Origin of the sequence: Actinoallomurus bryophytorum, from assembly GCF_006716425.1 — a bacterium.
GTDB lineage: Bacteria > Actinomycetota > Actinomycetes > Streptosporangiales > Streptosporangiaceae > Actinoallomurus > Actinoallomurus bryophytorum.
This window is the reverse complement of record NZ_VFOZ01000001.1, coordinates 7769652-7788710: the sequence shown is the minus strand read 5'-3', so window position 1 is coordinate 7788710 and position 19059 is coordinate 7769652. Positions and strand designations below refer to the sequence as shown.

The following is a 19059-nucleotide window of genomic DNA, read 5'->3' as shown; positions in this document are numbered from 1 at the left end:
CGGTGCCTCAGGCCGGACTCCCCCGCCACCCGCCTTCGACCGAGACCAGGAGCCGTGGCCCCTCCCCCACGGCACCGTGGAGGTCCGCATGTTAGGTAAGTCCACGATTCTGTTCGGCGGCCTGCTCGCCACCGCCCTGACCCCCGTCGCGATGGGGTTGCTGCCGATCGGCTCCGCCAAGACCCTTCCGGTGGCGGCGCACGCCGGTCACCATGCCGCCGCGGCACCCGTACCGTCCGGCGACGACCCGGACGGCGACGGTTACATCCCCGCCGTGCCGCCGGTCACCGGCGTCGTGCCCTCCCACGGCGACCCGCCCCACCGCTACTTCCACGAGTTCCAGGCGAACTGCTCGGCCGACCATCACCGGCCGGACGACCCGATCGTGTACGCGGATCAGCCCGGGGCCTCACACGACCACACGTTCATGGGCAACACGACCACCAACGCCTCCAGCACGACCGCCTCCCTGTTCGCCGGCGGCACCACGTGCCGGGCGCCCGGCGACAAGTCCGGGTACTGGATGCCGACGATGTACAACGGCAGCAACCTCGTCATGCCGAACTTCCCGCAGGTCATCTACTACAAGACCGGCGTGCTGGACTACACGAGCGTCCGGCCCTTCCCCAAGGGGCTGAGGTTCGTGGTCGGCAGCCCGACGACCACCGCCGACCAGTTCATGCACAACCCCGGCACGGTGGAGGGGTGGGAGTGCGGGAACAGCTACAAGAACGCCGACTTCCCGCCCACCTGCCCGGCGGGAACCCAGCTCAACGTCCGCTACCAGGCGCCGAGCTGCTGGGACGGCCGGTACCTGGACGTGCCCGACCACAAGAGCCACATGGCCTACCCGGTGAACGGCATCTGCCCCGACGACCACCCGGTCGCCCTGCCGATGATCGAGTTCAAGATGGCGTTCCCGGTCAGCGGTGACATGTCGCAGGTGCGCCTGTCGAGCGGGCGCGGCTACTCGTTCCACTACGACTTCTTCAACGCGTGGGACCCCGCCACACTCCAGGCGCTGGTGAACCACTGCGTCGTCGGCGGCCTGCAGTGCGACGCACGAGGCTATGACGAAACCCATCCCGAGGCGGGCGCGGCTCTCAACGAGAACTACGAACTCCCCTGATCGGCCTGCCTGGCCGGCCTGTGCCGCGGCACAGGCCGGCTAGGCGAGAAGCTCGCGGACGCGGGGGATGACCTGGGTGCCGTAGAGCTCGATGTTGGTCATGAGTGCCGCTTGAGAGAGGCCGCCCATGCCGTACTTGAGGTCGAAGCGGTTCGCGCCCAGGGTGGTGAGGTTCGCCGCGATCTTCTGGGCGACGGTCTCCGGCGATCCGACGTAGAGCGCTCCGTGCGGTCCGATCTCGTGGGTGAAGGACTCCTTGGTCGGGATCGCGAACCCGCGGACCTTGCCGATGCGGCGGAAGACCTCCAGGTAGTGCGGCCAGAACTCCTCCTGTGCCTTCTCGTCGGTCGCGGCCACGTGCCCGGGCGAGTGCACCCCGACCGGCAGGGGGGCTCGTCCGAACTTCTTCAGTGCCTGCTGGAAGAGCTGGGAGAACGGCGCGAAGCGTGCCGGGGACCCGCCGATGATCGCGAGCATCAGCGAGAACCCGTAGTGAGCGGCGCGGACGACCGACTGAGGGCTGCCGCCGACGCCGATCCAGACCGGGAGGGGGCCCGACTCGGTGTGCGGCACGACGTCCTGGTCGTGCAGCGCCGGGCGGGTCTTGCCCTGCCAGGTCACCGGTCCGTCTTTGAGTAGCTCGGCGAACAGGTTCGTCTTGTCCTCGAAGAGATCTTCGTAGTCGGCGAGGTCGTAGCCGAACAGCGGGAACGAGTCGATGCTCGAACCCCGTCCGAGGATGACCTCCGCTCGTCCCGCGGAGACGGCGTCGAGCGTGGAGTAGCGCTGGAAGACCCGTACGGGATCGTCCGAGCTCAGCACCGTGACCGCCGACCCGAGGCGGATCCGGGCCGTACGAGCGGCGATCGCGGCCAGGACCACGTCCGCCGCCGGCATCGGGAAGTCGCCGGTGTGGTGTTCACCGATGCCGATGAAGTCCACGCCGACCTGGTCGGCGAGGACGCCCTGTTCGACGACGTCGCGGATCGTCTGGGCATGGGACAGCGGGTGGCCGTCCTCGTCATCGGTGACATCGCCGAAGGTGTCGAGGCCGAGGACGAGAGGAAACCCCGCCTCGCCTCCTGCGGCGTCCGGTGCCGTCGTCGTCATATCGAGCCTTCTCTCGTTGTTCCGTGCGCGGCCCCGGCATGGACCGCCTGCTCGAACCCGGCCCGGCCCAGCGCCACGCCGAAGACCGGGCCGCCCGGTTCGAGCAGGCGTCCCGCGCCGAGACCTTCGAGCCGCACGGCGTCGTAACCGATGCGCTCGATGACGTCCGCCACCACGCCCACCGCGCCCGGGTCATCGCCCGCGACACCGAGCGCGCGGCGTCGCGGCGAGCCGGCGGGACGGCGTTCTTCGTCGAGTTCGTGGTAGCCGATGTGGTTGAGCGTCTTGACGATCGTCGACCGGGACAGCCGGTGCGCGACGATCTCGCTACTGCCGTACCTGTGGTCCTCGAACAGCTCCTGGACGCCGTCGACGGGCGGCCAGTAGTTCATCGTGTCGATGACGAGCCTGCCGGCGACCAGGCCGGGGTCGAACGCCGGGAACTTGTGGAGCGGGATCGCCAGCACGACGATGTCGGCGTCCTCGACGGCGTCGGCCGCCCATCGCGGCTCGGCTCCCGGTGCCAGGAACCGCGTGATGAGCGCGATCTCCTCCGGGTCGCCCGACGCCGCGATCGACACCGGGAGGCCTGCGTCGACCGCCACCCGCGCGATCACGGGACCGACGTGCCCCGCTCCCAGGACCGCGATCCGCGGCGGGCTCGTCGCGCCGGTCACGAGGCACGCTCCCCCATCGTCATCCGCCGCCGTACCACCGCGTCGCCGGCCGTCACGACCCCCACCTCATTTCATTGACGCGTCAAGCATAAGGCATGTGATTGAAGCGTCAAATATTGATGCGTCAACCACATGAGAGGTGAGGACTCACGCGCGGAACGCGAGCCGCGTCAGCGCGCCACGCGGCGGCGGAGGTAGACGACCTTGAAGGTGCGGGTCCCGACGAGTCCGAGATCCACCCGCCGAGAGCGCGGCGCACCCGAGCATCGAGTCGCCGGGCGAGGGATCCTGGTCGGCGGTCTCCCGGTTCGCGCCGCGGAAGCCGGTCCGGCGATCCTCTGATCGCGTGACCCGGCCGTCAGGACTTGCGTGCGACGCCGCCCGCGCAGGCGACTTCGGGGATCTCCTCCCACGGACTGGGTTCTGGGCGCCAGCGGGTCACCGGCACCACACCCGGCTCCAGGAGTTCGAGGCCGTCGAAGAAGCCCGCGATGAGTTCGGGGCTGCGCGGGGTGTACGGGATCGCGCCGCTTCCCTTGTTGTAGCCGCCCAGGGCCGCGACGTACGCGGGGTCGGTGTCGGCGCCGTCGTAGAGCGCCAGATAACTGCCCGCCGGCAGGGCCGCCAGCAGCCGGTTGATGATCGACCGCGCCTCGTCGTAGTCGCTGACCAGGCCCAGGATGCCCATCAGCATGAGCCCGACGGGCTGAGTGAAGTCCAGTGTCTCGGCGGCCTTCCGCAGGATCCGGTCAGGATCGCGGACGTCCGCCTCGATGTAGTCGGTCATTCCCTCCGGGGAGCTGGTGAGCAGCGCCTGGGCGTGCACCAGAACCAACGGGTCGTTGTCGACGTAGACGATCCGCGACTCCGGCGCCACCCGCTGCGCGACCTCGTGCGTGTTGTCGACCGTGGGCAGGCCGGTCCCGATGTCGAGGAACTGGCGGATTCCCGCGTCACCTGCCAGATGGCGGACGACACGAACGAGCATGTGCCGGGAATGGAGGGCGATATCAGCCATTCCCGGGAAGAACTCACGAATCTTCTCGGCGGCCTCCCGGTCGACCGGGTAATGGTCCTTGCCGCCGAGCAGGCAGTTCCAGACTCGCGCCGAGTGCGGCACGGTCGTGTCGATCGTGGGCTTCGGCGTCTGGCCGGCATCAGAAGATACGTCAGTCACGGAGGCTGTTCACCTACTTCGCATCGTTGACCTTTCGCGATGTTATGCCACAAACCCGTCATTCTTCGCTGACGACGCGCGCTCGCTTCCGAGGCCCCCCGCGGATCGGTGGAACGGGATGGAACGCCCCTAGTACACGGGCAATCGACGAACTAGGGGGAATCGTGCGCGCTGCGATGAGGCGACGACGCGATCAGCGCCGCCGGCGGGACGGGGGGTCCCGCTGATGTCCGACGAGGAACTGGTGGCGCTGAAGCAACGCGCCGCCGAGGTGTTGATGGCGAGGCCGGACGTCACCGCCGTCGGGCTGGGCGGCCGCGATCGCGGCGGCCTTCCCACCGGCGAGATCGTCCTGAAGGTCTTCGTCGAACGCAAACGGCCGCTCACGGGCCTCACGCCCGGCGAGACGCTGCCGCCGCGCTTCGAGGGCCTCGGCGTGGACGTCGGCGAGCTGCCCCTGGCGGAGGCCACGCTGACGACCACGCCGGTCCTCGACGACACACTGACCGTCCCGGGCTCGCCCTTCCGGCCGGACAGTGCCATGGACGACGAGAAGCGGCGGACGCTGAGCGGCGGGATCCGCGTGCAGTCCGGACTGCCCGGAGCCGGGTTCGGCACGATGGGCTGCCTGCTCGAGCACACCACCGACCCCGGCAAGGTCTACGGCCTCACCAACTTCCACGTGCTGTCGAAGGTGGCCGACGGCACCGCGACGCCGGTGAAGGACTCCACCCGGCTCGGCCATCCGCACGCGACGACCAGCCCGCTCAAGTGCTGCTCGAACATGTTCGGCACGTTCGCGGGCGGTGGCTCCGACGCGGTACGCGACGCCGCGCTGATCCAGCTCGATCCCGGCACGAAATGGCTCCCCGAGATCGTCGGGCTCGGGCCGCTCGGCGGCAGCCGTCCCGCCTCGATCGCGGAGATCGCCGCGGGAACGCTCCGGGTACGCAAGCGTGGCGCCCACACCACGCTGACCGGGGGCGTCCTCAACGTCGCCCACATGACGATCACGGTCGAAGGGGCCACGCGCAACAACGTCATGGTCGCCACCCCGAACCCGAACCCGCTCCTCGGCGCCGGCGAGGACCTCTTCTTCTCCCAGGGCGGCGACTCCGGAAGTGTCCTGGTCGACGACGACGCCGTGGTCGTCGCGCTGCACTACGCGGGACTCAAGCTCCCCGGCAACATCCACATCGGCTTCGAGCTGCCGATCGAGGACATCCTCGCGAGCTTCGGTGGCAACGAGCAGTTGCCGCTCAGGGTGGCCACCGCGACCACCAACGGCGACGTCCACGTCGTGCCCGGCACCCGGCCGCTGGACGCGCCGCGGGACCTCTTGCCGTCGCCGGACGGCACGCTGCCGCCTCTCGAGGACGTACTGGCACGGGTGGGCTCGGACCTGGAGCGCTCGGCCGCCGGCCGGGACCTGATCGACCTGTGGCTGGACCACCACGATGAGCTGCTGAGACTGGTCGACGAACGCCGGCGGGTGACGATCGCCTGGCACCGCGGGGGCGGGCCCGTGCTCATGCACGCGCTCCTCCATGCCGTGGCCGACCCTGCGGTGACCATGCCGCAGGCGGTCAACGGGGAATCCACCGCGAGGCGCCTCGACCGCATCCTCACCGCGTTCCACGCGGCCGCCTCGCCGGAGTTGCGCCGCGCGCTCGACCGGACGCGCGAGGCACTGCCCGACCCCGCCGGGCTGACCTATCCGCAGTTGCTCACCGCGCTGGCCGCGGGCTGAGGAGGCATCATGCCCGACACCGAATCGCCGTCACCGCCGGAGATCGACGACGCGCCCACCGGGGCGACGCCCGCGGACGCCGTCGTGCACCCGCCGGGCGCGATCAAGCGGAGCCTGAGGGACAAACAGCCCGACGATGGGACCTACCGCAACCCTCTCAAGGCCGGGGGCCGGTTCACCAGTAAGGGCAGCAATGCGGCCGGCACGCTCGGCTGCCTGCTGTGGGACAAGAACAATCACGAGGTGGGCTTCGCGCTCACCGCCCAGCACGTCGTCCAGCCCCCGGACATCAAGAAGGTGGAAAGGAACAAGACCAAGCTCGGCCAGCCAAAGGGCACCGACGGATCCACTGGTTACGGCAACGACATCATCGGAGTCTGGGTCGAGGGGCAGAAGGTCCTCAACGCCGCCGGGACGTTTGCCGACCGCGACGAGGCGATCGTCAAGCTGGCGCCTGGCATGAAGTGGGCGCCCGAGATCGTCGGCCTCGGGGCGATCAGCGGCATGCACGCGCTCACGCCCGATGAGACCAAGTCCGGCACCTACCCGGTGCACAAGCGCGGCGCCCTCTCCGACGTGACCGGCGGCGTGATCTCCACCTACATCACGAACGCCGCCACCGAGCCGGACCCGGACAAGCAGCACAGCCTGCTCGTCGTCACATCGAACCCGGACTCGAACGGACAACCCGGCGTCTTCGCCACCGAGGGCGACTCGGGCTCCGCCATCGTCAACGACGCGAACGAGGTGGTGGCACTGCTGCATCACGTCGCAGAGGACACCGGACTCGTGCACTGCACGCCGATCGAACAGATACTCGGCCGGTTCGCGAAGAAGGGGTTCAACCTCGAAGTCGCCCATCCGGTCCCCGGCCACCCCCCGATCTTCACCGTGCCGGGCGGCGCCAAGATCGCGCTGCCGCCCGAGGTGGTGGCGCAGTTCGCGGCCGACCCCGGGATGCGGAAGGACTTCCGGGGTGAGGCTGACCAGGCCCCGGCCGGACGGTCGTGGTTCACCGACGTCCCGCCACCGGCCGGCACGTTCGACCGGGTACGGGACGACCTCTCCCGCTCGGCCGGCGGGCGGCTGCTCGTCGCCTTCATGGAGCGGCATGGCGAGGAGCTGATGCGGTTGCCGCACCAGGACCAGCGGTTCCGGCTCGCGTGGCACCGCGGCGGCGGATCCATGATCACCCAGCTGCTGCTGCGCATGCTCCTGCATCCGGAGCAGACACTGCCGGCCACGCTGACCGGCGTACCCGTGATGACCTGCGTGGACCGGATCCTCGCCGAGGTGCGCCGGTGCGCGTCACCGGCGGCTCTCGCCGACCTGGCCCGGGTACGCGCCGCCATCCCGGACCTGGCCGGGCTCACGTATCAGGGCATCCTCGACGCGCTCGCGGACGGCTCGGACCGCAGGGAAGGGGCCGGGCACTGATGGCCGATCACGCGGGAAGCCTCGAACACCTGGCCGTACAGCTGGCCAGGGTGCTGACCCGGGTCACCGCCCGGTTCGGCGACCAGACGGTGCTGGGCACCTTCGACGAGCTCGGGGTGCGTTTCCCCGACGAGTTCCTGACCAACGCCCCGATCGCCGCCGCCCGGCACACGATCTTCACCGTGGGAGCCGAGCTCGACACACTGACGACGAACCTCACCACCGCGATGAGCGACGGCGACGACGCCGGGATCACGGTCGCGGCGGCGGCGCTGCTCACCCAGTGCGGCCGGGTCACCGCCGCGTTCCCCGAGCTGGCGACCGCGATCGGCACGGCGGGGCCTACGTTGCCCGGCATCACCCAGGCCCAGATCACCGAGCTGGTGCAGAACCTGCCGGGCAAGATCACCGATCTGCTGCTCGCCGACCTGCTGGAGGTCTCCAAACCCACCGCCGCCCTGGCCGAGCTCTTCGGGGTCCTGGGGCGCACCTTCCATCCGGGCGACCCCGACGACCGGACGCGTCCGCCGTACGAGGCGCTCACCGTCCATCTGGACCGGCTGTTGCCCGCGGTCACGAATCCGGTGGACCGGCTGGCCGGCGAGTACGGATGGGGTACGCCGTCGTTCGACGTCACCCGGCTGCTCACCGTGCTGGAGTCGGTGTTCGCCGGGCTGCTGCTGCCGGTGGTCCTCATCCCCGGCACCGCGACCACTCCCCCGGAGCTCCAGGCCTTCGTGGTCGACCTGGGGCCCACCGCGGACGGGGCGGGGCTACGCGTGGGCGTCGTGCTGCCCGGCGCGGGCGAGGGCACCGTCGACATACCGCTGGCACCACCGGCCCTGACGGCACAGGCCACGATCACCGGTACGGTCCCGGCCGAGACGGAGGGGGAGATCCGCCCTCCGGGTGATGTCAGCCTGACTCCGCCATCCGGTGACCTGACCGGTTCGGTCACCGTCGGCGTCCGGGCCAGCCCCGCCGAGCCGGTCGTCCTGCTCGGGATCACCGGCGGCACGCGGCTGGAGGTCGGATCGGCCACGGTCGACGGTGGCCTCACGCTGACGTTCGATCCGGCCACCGGGACGGCACGTGCGACGCCGGTCGCGGACGGCGAGATCAGCGGCGGCCGGCTGGTGATCGACACCTCCGGCGGGGACGGCTTCGTCGCCACGGTCATCGGCGACCAGAGGGTGGAGTCGGAGTTCAGCGTGGGGTTCACCTTCGCGCCGGACACGGGGCTGCGCTTCACCGGCAGCGGCGGGCTGGAGATCCAGATTCCGGCGCATGTCGAGCTCGGCCCGATCGCGATGGAGGCCCTCTACCTGCGGGCCGGGATCGCGAACGGGTCCGTGCCGGTCGAGCTGTCCGCGGCGTTCTCGGCCACGCTCGGGCCGGTCAGGGCGATCGTCGACCGGATCGGGGCGAAGGCCGAGCTGACCTTCCCCGAAGGCGGCGGCAACCTCGGCCCGGCGAACCTGGCGTTCGGGTTCAAGCCGCCCAGCGGAGTCGGCCTGGTCGTCGACGCCGGCGCGGTGACCGGCGGCGGGTTCCTCGGCTTCGATCCCGATCGAGGCGAGTACTCGGGGACGATGGAGCTGGAGTTCGCCGGATTCCTGGCGGTGAAGGCGATCGGCCTGATCACCACCCGGCAGCCGGACGGATCCCCCGGGTTCTCGCTGCTGGTCGTGCTCACCGCGGAGTTCGGCGAGGGCGGGCTACAGCTCGGCTTCGGCTTCACGCTGCTGGCGGTCGGCGGGGTGCTCGGGCTCAACCGCGGCGTGCGGATCCAGGCGATCATGGACGGGCTGCGTACGGGCGCGATCGAGTCGGTGATGTTCCCGCGCGACGTGGTGGCCAACGCCCCGCGCATCCTCAGCGACCTGGCCGCGTTCTTCCCGCCCGAGGACGGTGCGTTCCTGATCGGGCCGATGGCGAAGATCGGCTGGGGCACGCCCGCGCTGGTCACCGCGTCGGTCGGAGTGATCATTCAGATCCCCGGCGACATCGCGGTGCTGGGAGTGCTGAAGGTGGCGCTGCCCAGCGAGGACGAGGCACTGCTCCTGCTGCAGGTCGACTTCGCGGGCGCGATCGAGTTCGACAAGAAGCGGATCTTTTTCAACGCCGCGCTCTACCGGTCGCGGATCCTGTCCACGCCGATCGACGGCGAGATGGGCGTGCTGGTCGCGTACGGGGACGAGCCCGAGTTCGTCGTGTCGGTCGGCGGCTTCCATCCGGACTTCCGGCCGCCGCCACTGCCGTTCCCGGTGCCCCGGCGCATCTCGCTCAACCTGCTCAACACCAGCTCGGCACGGATCTCGGGATCCGGCTACTTCGCGGTCACCAGCAACACGGTGCAGTTCGGCGCGGAGGCGGAGCTGTTCTTCGGGTTCAGCGACTTCAGCCTGACCGGGCATGTGGGCTTCGACGGACTGTTCCGCTTCTCACCGTTCCAGTTCGCCATCGACGTCTCCGCGCACGCCTCGGTCAAGGTCTTCGGGGTCGGGCTGTTCGGCGTCGGGCTGGACCTCACCCTGTCCGGCCCGGCCCCCTGGCGGGCCGCCGGGACCGCGTCGATCTCCTTTTTCTTCTTCTCCATCGGCATCGACTTCGACGTGACCTGGGGCGAGGAGCGCGACACCACTCTTCCGCCGGTGGAGGTGCTGCCGCTGCTGGCCGGCGAGCTGAACAAGGCGGAGAGCTGGCGGACCAGGGCTCCGGTGGCCGGTGCGCCGCTCGTCAGCCTGCGCGCGCTCGATCCGGCCGAGGCCGGCGTCGTGCTGCATCCGCTCGGCACCCTGGTCGTGTCACAGCGCGTGGTGCCCCTGGACATCACGGTGGACAGGATCGGCGCCGAGCGTGCCGCCGACGTGTCCCTCGGCCGGGTCAGCGTCGAGGAGGGCCTGGTCAGGGTGGCGGATGCCACCGAGCAGTTCGCGATCGGCCAGTTCGAGGACCTCAGCGACGCCGAGAAGCTGTCCCGCCCCTCGTTCGAACGCCAGCACTCCGGGCTGGAGCTGGCCTCGGACGGCGCGGCGCTGGCCTCCCTCCGGGCGGTGCGCCGCAGCGCACGGTACGAGGAGATCGTCATCGACCCGGTGGCACGTGACGTGGGCCAGGCCGTCGACTTCAACCCCACCTTGTTCGCCCATTTCCTGGACGGCGCGAGCGTCGGCCGCTCGCCGCTGGCCCAGGCCGAGAAACGCTTGCGCCAGCCGTTCACGGACGGCGTCGCCGTCACCGGGGACGCCTACGCGGTGGCCTCGACGCGGGACAACACCACGGACGGGCTCGTGTTCGACAGCGAGGCGCAGGCCCGTACCCATCTGAGGGCCCTCCTCGACACGGATCCGGGCCTCCTCGACACCCTGCACGTCATTCCCGCCGTGGAGGTGGCGGCATGAACTCCTATTCATTTCTTCCGTGGTTGCGCCAGGGCATCGCGACCCAGATCAAGCAGGCACCGGGCACCGCTCCACGGGCAAGCGTCGAGGTGAAGCTGCGCCTGGACGGCAAGGCCGTGTCCGGCGACGGCACGCTCACCCTCCCGGCCGGCCGCAACGTGGCCCTGTACGGCCCGGGTGACGTCATCGGGGTGGACGAACGGGCCGTCGTCCGCACCGAACCCCGCGACTCGATCACCAACTTCGACCCCAACTTCCTGCCGTTCGCCGAGTTCTACGACGAGGACTTCCCCTGGCGGTACAGCCCCGACGTGGCCGACCCGGCCACCGGCCGGCTGCGGCCGTGGCTGGCCCTGGTCGTGCTCACCGAGGAGGAGTTCACCGGCGCGGGGCCGGCGCCCGGACGGCCCCTGCCCTTCATCACGGTCACGGACCTGAACGTGCTGCCGCCCGCCGACCAGATCGGCGCGTGGGCCCACGTGCACGTCAACAGGACGGTCACCGCGTCCGAAGGCGAGACCGTCTCCGACGACATGACCGCCGTGCTGCCCAGGCTCGCCTCGGTGCTGGCGGAGAACCCGGACCTGGCCTGCTCGCGGGTGATGTGCCCGCGGCGGCTCGACCCGGAGCGGAGCTACCACGCCTTTCTCGTCCCGGCGTTCGAGACCGGCCGGCTGGCCGGCCTCGGGCTGGACCCGGCGACCTCACCCGGCGCCCTGCAGTCCAGCTGGGCCGGCTACGCGAACCGGCCCGAGTCCGCGAACCTGTGCTACTACCGGCACTGGACGTTCAGCACCGCGAGCATCGGCGACTTCGAGTACCTGGTCCGGCTGCTCCAGCCGCGCCCGGTCGACGTGCGGGTGGGCAACCGCGACATGGACGTCCGTGCCCCCGGGGGCGGGCTGCCCGGCATCGACGATCCGGCGCTCGGGGGCGTGCTTCGGCTCGGCGGAGCGCTCAAGGTGCCCGATGAGGACCTGGATCCGGAGGAGCGGGCCGACGCGCTGCTGCACGAGAACTGGGACCAGCCCTACCCGCACCCGTTCCAGCGGGCCCTCGCCGCGCTGATCAACCTGGCGGACGACTACACACGGGAGACGCCCGCAGCCGCGCACGGGAGCCTGGCCGGCGCCGCCGGCCCGCCCGACCCGGATCCGCTGGTGACCCCGCCCCTGTACGGACGGTGGCACGCGCTGGCGTCCCGGCTGCTCAGCAAGCCGGACGGCACGCCCATCACGCCGGACGACGACTGGGTGCACGAGCTCAACCTCGACCCGAGGTTCCGTGTCGCCGCCGGGATCGGCGCACGGGTCGTGCGCGAGCACCAGGAGGAGTTCATGAACGCCGCCTGGCAGCAGCTGGGCGACGTGCTGGCGGGCAACAGACGGATCAGGGCCGCACAGGTCGCCCGCGAGGTCGGCCATTCCTTCCACGCGAACCACCTGGCCCCGCTGCGGCCGGCGACGCCCGGCCAGCTGTTCGCGCTGACCGCTCCGCTCCAGTCACGCGTGCCGTCCGGTGGAGTGGACGGCCTGAGCGACGCGCCGATGACCACGATCACCGCCGCGCTCGCCGACAGCACCGTGGCCACCACGCCACTTTCGCCGGCGATGCGGCGGGTCACCCGGCCCCGCTCGCGGCTGGTCCGCGGCCTGTTCGAGGACCCGGCGGACCGGCACGAGCTGCTCGTCAAGATCAACACCGGGCAGGTGGCTGCCGCGCCGGCCAAGACCGCGCCGCCCGCCGTGGTGACCGTGGATGACCTGGAGGGGCAGCTAGGGCCCATCTTCGAACTCGTTCCCGGCGGCGAGCCGCGCCCCGGGCTGCTCCCGGACCCGATCCCCGACCCGGTCGGGTCGCTGGCGACCAGCTCCGACTTCGTCATCTCGCTGCCCGCCGAGAACGTCCATCCGACCGGCGGCGGCACCGACAGCGGCGAGGCCGTCCGGTTCAAGCAGGCGCTGCACGACGCGTACGCCGCGTTCAACGTCGCTCAGGACGCGGGATTCACGCCGCCGCGCACGCCGGCCGACCTGACGGGACTCGGCCAGGCGGCCCTGGCCGGACTGCACCCGGACCGTACGGTGCCGCGCCGCGCGCTCGGCGGCATCGCGCTGCCGGAAAGGTTCCTGCCCCCGGGCGGCATCATCTTCGTGGCCGGCGCGCAGGGCGACCCGGACACGACGCACCCGCTCACCGAGGTCATGGCGTACCCGGTCATCGACCTGCCGATGTACCGGCCGCTGCTGGACCTGTCGCCCGACCTGTTCCTGCCCAACGTGAACCTGGTGCCGCACAACAGCATCACGCTGCTCGACACCAACCGCAGGTTCGTGGAGTCCTACCTGGTCGGGCTCAACCACGAGATGGCGCGCGAGATGATGTGGCGGGAGTTCCCGACCGACCAGCGCGGCAGCGTGTTCCGGCAGTTCTGGGACGTGCGCTCGGTCCGGTCAGGGCCGGACGAGGACCCGGCGGACCGGCGCGAGCGGCTGTACGACATCCCGGCGATCGACACCTGGGAGCCCGGGTCGGCGCTGGGCGACCACGACAACCGCGAGCCGAGCGCCACCGACGTGGTGCTGGTGATCCGCGGCGAGCTCCTGAAGAAGTACCCCACCGCGGTCATCTACGCGCACCGCGCCGACTGGCAGCGCAACCCGGACGGCTCGATCGACCGGACGCGGCCGCGGCGGCTCGCGGTGCTCACCCCGGCGGAGGAGACCGACCCGCCGCGCGGGAAGGTCCGGCTGCCGCTGTACGACGCCAAGGTCGAGCCGGACATCTACTTCTTCGGCTTCGACCTCACCGACGAGGCCGTACGCGGCGGCGACGGTACGCACCCGGGCGACGACCCCGGCTGGTTCTTCGTCATCAAGGAACGGCCCGGCGACCCGAGGTTCGGCCTGGACATCGAGCGCGACACCCCGCTGCGGGTCTGGAACGACCTGTCCTGGCCGGACGTGCTCACGCCGGCGACCGGCCCGAGGTTCATCCGGCTCGACGCGCAGACCCCGACGCTGACGCTCACCCGGCCCGGCGAGGCCGAGCTGGCCGACCAGTACGACGAGGACCGGCAGCTCACCTGGGACCGGCAGATCAACGCGGCCGACCTGGCCTACATCCTCTACCAGGCGCCCGTGCTGGTCGCCGTACACGCAAGGGAGATGCTCGGGGATGCCTGACACCACGTTCAGTGATGCCTTCCCGGTGCTGCTCGGCCCGGTCCGGATCGAGACCCGGTTCACCGCCACCGAGCTGCTGGTCCGGATCTTCCCGGACGAATGGGCCGTGGAGTCCTTCGAGGCTCCGCGTACCGACCAGGAGCACGCCGACGCCCGGCGGTTCTGGATCGGCTACTGGCAGGCCGGCGGCGACCACGACGAACGCCTGGCCGTCTGGCGCGAGCTGAGCGATCGAGTCGGCCCGGGACGGGCGCGGCACATCGTCGACTCGCGCCGGCCGTCGAACCCGGCCGACGAGCCGCACCGTACGAACCCGGCCCAGGTCGTCCTGGTGGTCGCCGCGCCCGACCCGTTCGCGGCGGCCGACCGGAGCGCGGGGGGCACGTACTGGCGCGCCGTCTACCGGGCCGGCGACGACGCGACGGCGCTGGCCGCCGCCGACACGGCGCTGAACCGGGCGGTCGGCTCCACCCGCGCGGGCAAGATCCGTGCGCAGCGGCCGGACGGGATGGACCGCGAGCCGCGTACGGGCGACCGCGCACACGCCGACGTCCTGGTCGCCTTCCTCGACCTGCCCAAGCCGAAGGACACCGAGACGCGGACGTCGACCTGGACGCAGGCGGCGCACGCCCGGCTGCTGCCCGACCGGTTCACGCTGCTCGGCTACGCGGGTGGCCAGGTGCGGGTGAACGTCACCGGCAACGCCGTACCGCCGGACCTGGCGGTCGGCCCGGACCCGAGCACGCCGCCTGCCGACCAGTTCCGCACCACGAACGGCGCGCTGCACGTGCCGGACGCGCTGGCGTGGCTGACCGACTTCGACCGCGCGGTGGCGGCCGGGATGGGGTTCCGCGTCCCGCTCACCGACGCGATCCGCGGCGGCCTGGACCGGCTGATCGTCCTCGGCCTGCGTGGCCGTACGCCCCAGGCCTCCCAGCAGGACCTGGAGACGCTGATCGGCCACCAGGCCAAGAGCCGCGCGGGGTTCCGGCTGCTCGCGCAGGGCACTCCGACGAACAACACCGGCAGGGTCGCCTCGGCGTTCGGCACCACCGATGAGGCGGCCGACGGCTTCGCCGCGCTGTTCACGCCCGCCGCGCTCGGCGCGCTGCCCGCCGAGCGGAGCGACGGCCAGTGGCTCGCCGAGCTGCTCGGCATCGACCCCGCGGTGATCGCCGCCGTACCCGGTGCGGACGGTACCGACCAGAGCGAGGCACGCGCGATGAACGTGGCGCTGTGGCCCGCCACCTGGGGCCACCATCTCGGCACCACGCTCAACCCGATCTTCGGCACCGGCGCCGTCGACGCCACCCGCGCGTTCTTCACCCGCCATGTCAGCGGACGCGGCCCGGTCCCGGCGGTGCGCTTCGGCCGCCAGCCGTACGGCGTCCTGGTCACCACCGCGTTCTCCCGGCTGGCCTGGGCCGATACCGACCCGGACGCCGCGCACCGGCGGAAGCTGAACGCGCTGCTCACCACCGGCGGGCAGGACTGGGCGGCGCTGGCCGCCGGCGTCCCGTTCCTCGGCGCCGACGGCGACCCGCACGCGCTGCTGCTCGGCCTCCTCGGCCTGCACCCGACGTCCGCGGAGTTCCACCAGCGGTACGCGCAGAGCGCCGAGGACTACTACAACCGCAGCAACCTCGACGGCAGTGGCGGCGAGGTGCTCGACGCGCTCACCACGCTCGGCGTCCGGCAGAAGACGCGGGACCTGCTCACCCGCCTCGGCCACCCCACCGGCGCGCCCGACCCGGACGCCTCGTCGCGCCTCTTCGTGGGCCGGCAGCACGCGATGCGCGGGCCGCTGGTCGATGACCGGCCGCTGTCGGAGACCGCGCCGGTGCGCGCCTACACCGGAGACGGCCGCAACTACCTGGACTGGCTGGCCGCAGGCGCGCGCACCGCCTTCGACCTGGTACCGACCGAGTCCGGCTTCGCCGCCGAGACCCCGGCGGCGCTGCTCTACCTGCTGCTGCGGCACGCGGTGCTCAACGGTTACCACGAGGCGGCGTTGCGGCTGAGCGCGGCGGCGCACGGCCTGGCCGACGCCCAGGTGATCGCCGCGCGCCGGGACGCGCCGTTCATCCACATCAGCGAGCGGACCCAGGTGACCGAGAGCCGGTACGGGCTGCTGTACGCGCCGGACCAGGCGGTGACCGGCGACGCGACCACACTGCTGGCCGACCACATCCCGGCCGTCCTCGGGCAGCAGCCGGCGACCCAGCAGCTGGCCGAACAGCTCGACGCGATCGAGTCGCTGGCGCAGGTGCCCACGGCGCGGCTGGAGCGCGTACTGGCCGAACATCTGGACACCGCCGGCTACCGGCTGGACGCCTGGCGGCTCGGCCTGGCCAACGAGCGGCTGGCCGCCCTGCGCTACCCGGCCGGCGGCCAGCCCGTCAGAGGCGTGCACCTGGGGGCCTTCGGCTGGCTCGAGGACGTACGGCCGCGCACGGTCCAGCCGGACACCGTCACGTTGAGCGGTGACCTCGCGCAGGTCTTCACACCGCCCGGCTCGCCGCCGCTGCTGCGTGATCCGCTCAACGAGGGGTTCGTGCACGCCCCGTCCGTGAGTCACGCGACGACCGCGGCCCTGCTGCGCAGCGGATACCTGGCCAACGCCACGCGCGGCAACCCGGGCACGCTCGCCGTCGACCTCAGCGCCGACCGGGTCCGGGTGGCCCTGTCCTTCCTGGACGGCGTCCGCGCGGGTCAGTCGCTGGGCGCGTTGCTCGGCTACCGGCTGGAGCGCGGCCTGCACGACCGGCACGCCCTGGCCGAGACCGACGTGTTCATCTCCGCGCTACGCCAGGCGTTCCCGCTGGTGGCGGGCAAGCTGCCGGAGACGGCCGCGCGGGAGGGCACGGCGATCGAGTCGCTGGACGCCCGCAACGTGGTGGACGGGCTCGCGCTGGTGCTGCAGGTGACCCGGACCGGGCCTGACACCTATCCGTACGGCCGGTCCGACCTGCCACCGGCCGCACCCGAGCAGGCCCTCGTCATCGACACGGAGGTGCGGGCGCTCGTCGAGATCCACGACGCCCTCGCCGACCTCACCGTGGCCGAGGGCGTGCACCAGACCGTCCTGGGCAACCCCGACCGGGCCGCGGCCGCCCTCGACGCGTTCACCCGGTCCGGCAACCCGCCGGACCCCGAGGTGGTGCGCACGCCGCGTACCGGGCGGCGGATGAACCATCGGTTCGCGCTGCACCTGCGCGACGGACGTTCGCCGAACGGCACGACGCCACGGGGAAGCGGCGACCCGTCGGTCAACGACTGGCTCTCGGACCTGCTGCCCGATCCCGACGACGTGGTCTGCAGGGTCGAATGGATCGACCCGCGGACCGGTCACGGGGACGACCTGGTGGTCAGCCAGGACGACCTCGACCTGCAACCCATCGACCTGCTCTGGGTGCTGCGCCCGGACGACCCGGCGACCATGACCGACCTGGACGACCGGATCATCGGCCGCGTCCAGGACGTGAAGGACCTGCGCGGGGACACCGAGCCGGTCATCCGGTACACCGACCAGGTCCCCGGCAAGATCACCTTCTTCGAGCTGTCGCCACTGGTCGCGGAGCTGCGCGCGCTGCTGCTCGCCGCCCGGCCGGCCCGGCCGAGCGACCTCGTCCCGGGCGCCACGGCCGGCCCCGCCGACCCGGGCGTGGACGACACCGTCGACCTGCCCCGGCAGCGGCCGGCCGCGGTGCGGTCGGCGCTGAAGGACTTCCAGGACGATCTCGACGACTTCCTGCACGATCTCGGCGCGCCACTGGCCGACCCGGTGGCGCACCGCGCCCAGTTGCTCTCCCAGGCCGACACGTTCCTCGGCCGCTACGCCGACCTGCTGCTGACCGGCAACGGGCTCGGGTTGGTCCGCAGCGGCTGGGGCGAGCTGACCCTGTGGCGGCGCGCGCGCTTCGGCGAGGTCCTCGGCGCGGTCAAGGCCGCCGCCGACCGGATGGCGGCCTCGCTCGCGCAGGCCAACGCCCGGCTCGCCGCGAACGACGCGCTGCCCTCCAGTGCCACGGCCGAGCAGCGGTACGCGCTGCTCCAGCAGGCCGAACGGCTGCTCACGACCACGCCGACCAGCCCGCGCCCAAAGACGCCCCAGCTGATGCGCACGGCCGTGCTCAACGCCCGCGTTGCGTTCACGAACCGGCTGAACGGGCTGACCGCGATCGCGCAGACCGACCGTACCAAGCTGTCCGATCTGCTCTCCGACGTGGCCAAGCTGCTGCCGATCACGCAGTTCGACGCCGGCGGGCTCACCGTCACGCCGATCCAGGAGGCGGTCCTCGCGTTCTGCGCGGACCTGCTCGGCCGGTCCGCCGACCTGCGGGCCGAGGTCGCGGACCGGCTCGCCAAGGCCGACGCGGCGCTGGTGGACTACGACCACGCCGCCGGCGGTCCCGGCCGGGTCACCGCGGCGACCACGGCGATCCGCGCCGCGCTCGGCCCGGACGCGCTGGCCACCAGCGAGTTCACCGTCGGCGATGCGGCCGGCGACGGCTGGCAGAAGTCCTTCCAGGCGAGCAAGGACGGCAAGCTGACCAAGCACCTGAACCGCGACTTCCCGCTCGACGACTGGCTGCACGGCCTGGCACGGGTACGTCCCCGGTTGGGCCGGTGGGAGCGGATCACGCTGCTGGCCGCCACCATCGGACGCGACGACCCGGACCTCACGCCGGTCCAGCTGCCGTTCGTCAAGGACGAACCCTGGCTGGGCCTGGAGATCCCCGCCGCCGTCGACGACGACCGGCTGCTGTACACCGCGCACTACGCCGACGCGCTCAGCCCCCACGACGACCAGTGCGCACTGGTGATCGACGAATGGACGGAGACCATCCCCGCCGCCGACGCGACGACGGCGATCGCCGCGCAGTACGACCGGCCCGGTTCCGAACCTCCGCAGTCCATGCTGCTCGTCGCGCCGCCGGTGCGTACCGGCACGTGGCGGTTCGACGACCTGGTCGCCGCGGTGGGCGAGACGCTCGACCTGACCCGTACCCGCGCCGTCGAACCCGGCCAGATCGACACCACCGCGTACGCGCAGCTGCTCCCGGCCACCGTGCTGCCGGTCGCCGCGCATCCGATCACCATCTCGACCGACCTGGCGGCGAACAACGCCGGACAACCGGCCGCCCTTGGACGACACGCCGCACCGTTCCGACCCGCGAAGGGCTGACC

At 71.7% G+C, this 19059-nt stretch carries 9 protein-coding genes; 6 read left to right on the top strand and 3 right to left on the bottom strand.

What is annotated here, in order from left to right:
• The first annotated feature begins 88 nt into the window (after window positions 1-88).
• Entirely contained in the window at window positions 89-1129 is a 1041-nt protein-coding gene (locus tag FB559_RS36005) for a DUF1996 domain-containing protein (protein WP_141961374.1), read from the top strand.
• A gap of 39 nt (window positions 1130-1168) precedes the next feature.
• Here the strand turns inward: FB559_RS36005 and FB559_RS36000 are convergent, their stop codons facing one another.
• The 3 genes from FB559_RS36000 to FB559_RS35990 form a co-directional block, all read right to left on the bottom strand.
• The gene (locus FB559_RS36000) at window positions 1169-2239 is read right to left on the bottom strand and encodes an Atu2307/SP_0267 family LLM class monooxygenase (protein ID WP_141961373.1); all 1071 of its coding nucleotides are present in this window, start codon (window positions 2237-2239) and stop codon (window positions 1169-1171) included.
• A complete protein-coding gene (locus tag FB559_RS35995; RefSeq protein ID WP_141961372.1) occupies window positions 2236-2916 on the bottom strand; it encodes an NADPH-dependent F420 reductase in 681 nt (226 codons plus the stop codon). The genes FB559_RS36000 and FB559_RS35995 overlap by 4 nt, the downstream gene beginning before the upstream one ends.
• Window positions 2917-3274: 358 nt before the next feature.
• Complete coding sequence (locus tag FB559_RS35990; RefSeq protein WP_141961371.1) at window positions 3275-4093, bottom strand: SAM-dependent methyltransferase; 819 nt, start codon at window positions 4091-4093, stop codon at window positions 3275-3277.
• Window positions 4094-4319: 226 nt separating this feature from the next.
• On the opposite strand from FB559_RS35990, the gene FB559_RS35985 reads away from it, so the two are divergent.
• The 5 genes from FB559_RS35985 to FB559_RS35965 are packed head-to-tail and all read left to right on the top strand — an operon-like array spanning window position 4320 to window position 19057.
• Window positions 4320-5843, top strand: a complete 1524-nt coding sequence (locus tag FB559_RS35985; RefSeq protein ID WP_141961370.1) for a hypothetical protein — start codon at window positions 4320-4322, stop codon at window positions 5841-5843.
• A 9-nt stretch (window positions 5844-5852) separates the two neighbouring features.
• Window positions 5853-7280, top strand: a complete 1428-nt coding sequence (locus tag FB559_RS35980; RefSeq protein WP_141961369.1) for a hypothetical protein — start codon at window positions 5853-5855, stop codon at window positions 7278-7280.
• On the top strand, window positions 7280-10684 hold the full coding sequence (locus FB559_RS35975) for a DUF6603 domain-containing protein (protein ID WP_141961368.1): 3405 nt from the start codon (window positions 7280-7282) through the stop codon (window positions 10682-10684). Before FB559_RS35980 ends, FB559_RS35975 begins: the two co-directional genes overlap by 1 nt.
• The gene (locus tag FB559_RS35970; protein WP_141961367.1) at window positions 10681-13869 is read left to right on the top strand and encodes a hypothetical protein; all 3189 of its coding nucleotides are present in this window, start codon (window positions 10681-10683) and stop codon (window positions 13867-13869) included. Before FB559_RS35975 ends, FB559_RS35970 begins: the two co-directional genes overlap by 4 nt.
• Entirely contained in the window at window positions 13862-19057 is a 5196-nt protein-coding gene (locus FB559_RS35965; protein WP_141961366.1) for a hypothetical protein, read from the top strand. The genes FB559_RS35970 and FB559_RS35965 overlap by 8 nt, the downstream gene beginning before the upstream one ends.
• The last annotated feature ends 2 nt before the right edge of the window (window positions 19058-19059 follow it).